This window comes from Bradyrhizobium sp. MI1.4 (assembly GCF_055811315.1).
The window spans coordinates 1-3,369 of the sequence record NZ_JBVVPP010000042.1; the positions used below are offsets into that span (position 1 = coordinate 1).

Genomic DNA, 3,369 nt, shown 5'->3' on the forward strand with positions numbered 1-3,369 from the left:
GCGGTCAATTTGGTTCCATTTGTAAGCCGACCGGGAACTGCTTTCGGTTTAAGCTTCACATGGATTTCGAATGCTTGCTCGCCGACCCCCGCTGCGCGGTAAAGCGAACGAGACTGCACGGGACGGCAGCACGAGATGCGAAGCTTCATGCGCGAGCATCGCAATGTCAGAAATCCCAGCCGAGGACTCCTCGCCGCCCTCCAGGGCACGTGCGTCGGCTACCGAGCGATAACCCAGCAGTTGGGTTGCGTCAGCGGTCTGGCTACGCGCCTCGCTCTAGGAGCGCGCCACCCTTGAGTCCCGCGATGGTCTCACACTCTGGAACGTGGGCCCCCGGCGACAATGACGGCTGCCGCCCTCCATGAGGATGACCAGCATCACATTGAAAGCCAAATTCGCCGAAAGCCAAATTCGCCGCGTCACGGCGGGCGGACCTGGAGCGCGTCGGGTGCGTAAGTTAATAATCACGCGCGACGCATTGCGAGGCTGTTGCTTTCATGCCTCGTCTTCGCAGATAGGGCTGAGTTTGGCTCCAGTTGGCTCCCTGCGACTGTCGATCTACGCGAAGCAATGACCATCTCGCGGACGGAGTGCATCAGGGTAAAAGCCGTAAAATTCCGGGGTCGCCTCGCAAGGAGTGGCGCAAGAGCCTCCTTCTTCTTGATTTTCATGCATTAATCATTAAATGCGGCGTATAAATAAATAAATAGACTGGCGCTTTAATTTAAAATAGGCTCGATTTAATCGGGGAGTAGATGATCGTGACGCTTCTTGGCCACGGTGGTCGCTTCTGAAGTGGCGAATATTGCAAAATCAATAATTGCCAAACGTGGCGGCCAAGCACTGGCCACGATGGGCAAGGGGGATACCGCTAGATCTTTCGCGTAACTTGGCAGCAGTTGATGGAGCTGCGGTCGGCGGACCTATCGCCGTTCGAGCGAGCGCTACCAATTTGCGTGAATTGATTTTGCGGCGACGCTCTCTGCTCTGCATTGGCAGGCGAGGTTGCGAATGACGTGCACGCATTTTCGGGCGCGGGAAATTTCGAATTCTTCTCCGTCAATTTTCGATTTTTCGATCCAGCCAAGTTTGCGGTTTGCAAACATGGCAGCTGTCGGGCGCTCGACCGTGCACACGACATTCGCTCGCAAGCTCGGAGCGGCTCTAGCCCTAAACAGGCTTGAGCGGCACGAAGCGCTGAGCAGGACGATAGGGATGCTGAGTAGCTCGGCATCTTTCTTCAGCAGCATAGGCAAGGCAACGGCCGATCATCCCCGCGCCATTGTGCAATTTGTGCCGGTCCGCGAATGCGGACGGCGCATCATCCAGAGGATTTAAGCTATGGCGACGCAGGCAACGGGCGGCGGCAGCACAGTTTCGTTCGGCAATACTCCGCAAGCCAACACGGACATTTTCTCGTTTGCGGAAGACGCCAGCAACATTCTCATCTTGAACGTGCTGGCAAATGATCTTGGGGGCGCGGCCAAGACGCTGTTCTCCCTGGACGATGGAATGAGCTCCTCCGCGTCCACCAAAAACTACGCACCAGCGGACTTACTGGTCAAAGATGTAGCGTACAGCAGCGATGCCGCCGGAATGGCCGCAACCGGTGACCGCAGCGCCCTCGGTGCACGCATCTGGATCGAAGCGGACGGCACCGTTCATTACGACAAGGGCGACATCAACGTTCAGCTTCAGGCGCTGGCGACCGGGCAAACGCTGACTGACACGTTCACCTACGCGATCCAGCTGGGCAATGGCACGCTCAGTTGGGCGACCGTGACACTCCAGTTCAATGGGGCAAACGACTCGGTCTTCATCACATCGAGTCCGCAGAGCGGCTTGGTGGTCGAAGACGCGAATGCCACACCCGATGTCTCGGATTCGCAGAGCGCGGCCGGCACTATCAGTTTCAACGACGCCGATCTCAACGACACGCATTCGGCCTCGTTCGCAGCAGCTTCTTCTAACACCACTTCACTCGGCACTTTCTCGCTCGACCCTGTCAACGAGGCGCCCAATGCCGCCAACGGCGCGGTGCAGTGGCACTACAATTTGAACAACGCGGCTGCGCAGTACCTCGCTGCAGGCCAAACCGTCGCCGAGAGTTTCGTGGTGACGATCAATGATGGTCACGGCTCGACAGCCACCCAGACGGTGACGGTCACGATCACCGGCACCAACGACATCGTGTCGATCACCTCGGGTGTCCAGAGCGGCGCGGTGGTGGAGGACGCCCCGTCGACGCCAAGTCTATCGGATTCCCTGGCTACGGCCGGGAGCATCAGCTTTAACGACGTAGATCTGAGCGATGGGCATACCGCGACGTTTGTCGCCGGGGCCGGCAACACTACCGCGCTCGGCACGTTCTCGCTCGATCCGGTGAGCGAGGCGGCCAATGCTGCCAACGGGTCGGTGCAGTGGCACTACGCCTTGAACAATGCGGCTGCGCAGTACCTCGCCGAGGGCCAGAGCGTGACCGAGAGTTTCGTGGTGACGATCAATGATGGCCACGGCTCGACAGCCACCCAGACGGTGACGGTCACGATCACCGGCACTAACGACATCGTGTCGATCACCTCGGGTGTCCAGAGCGGCTCGGTGGTGGAGGACGCCCCGGCGACTCCGGATCCGTCGGATTCCCTGATGACGGCCGGCACCATCAGCTTTACCGACGTGGATCTGAGCGACGGGCATACCGCGACGTTTGTCGCCGCGCCAGCCAACACCACCGCGCTCGGCACCTTCTCGCTTGATTCGGTGAGCGAGGGCGCCAACGCTGCTAGCGGCTCGGTGCAGTGGCACTACAACTTGAACAACGCGGCCGCGCAATACCTCGCTGCGGGCCAGAGCGTGGTCGAGCACTACGCCGTGACAGTGAGCGACAGCCAAGGCTCGACGGTCACTCAGGACGTCGCCATCACCATAGCTGGTGCGAATGACGTCGTTAGCGTCACCTCTGGTGTTCAGGCCGGCACAGTGGTCGAGGATGCCCCGGCGATGCCGGACCCGTCGGATTCTCTGACCGCAGCCGGCACGGTCAGCTTCACTGACGTGGATCTAAGCGACGGGCATACCGCCACATTCGTCGTTGCGCCAGCCAACACGACTGCGCTCGGCACCTTCTCGCTTGGTCCGGTGAGCGAGGCGGCAAATGCCGCCAACGGGTCGGTGCAGTGGCACTACAACCTTGACAACGTGGCCGCGCAGCACCTCGCTGCGGGCCAGAGCGTGACCGAGAGCTTTGTCGTTACTGTCAATGATGGTCATGGCTCAACGGCCACCCAGACCGTGACGATCACGCTGACCGGCACCAACGACACGCCGGTTGCGGTTGCCGACACCAACAGCGGTCTGGAAGACAGCACC

Annotated in this window: 1 protein-coding gene; it reads left to right on the forward strand. The window is 60.0% G+C overall.

The annotated features are described in order from the left end of the window. Positions 1-1,341: 1,341 nt before the first annotated feature. Positions 1,342-3,369 (forward strand): VCBS domain-containing protein (locus AC0L23_RS30225; protein ID WP_473299272.1); only part of this gene is annotated, 2,028 nt, incomplete at its 3' end.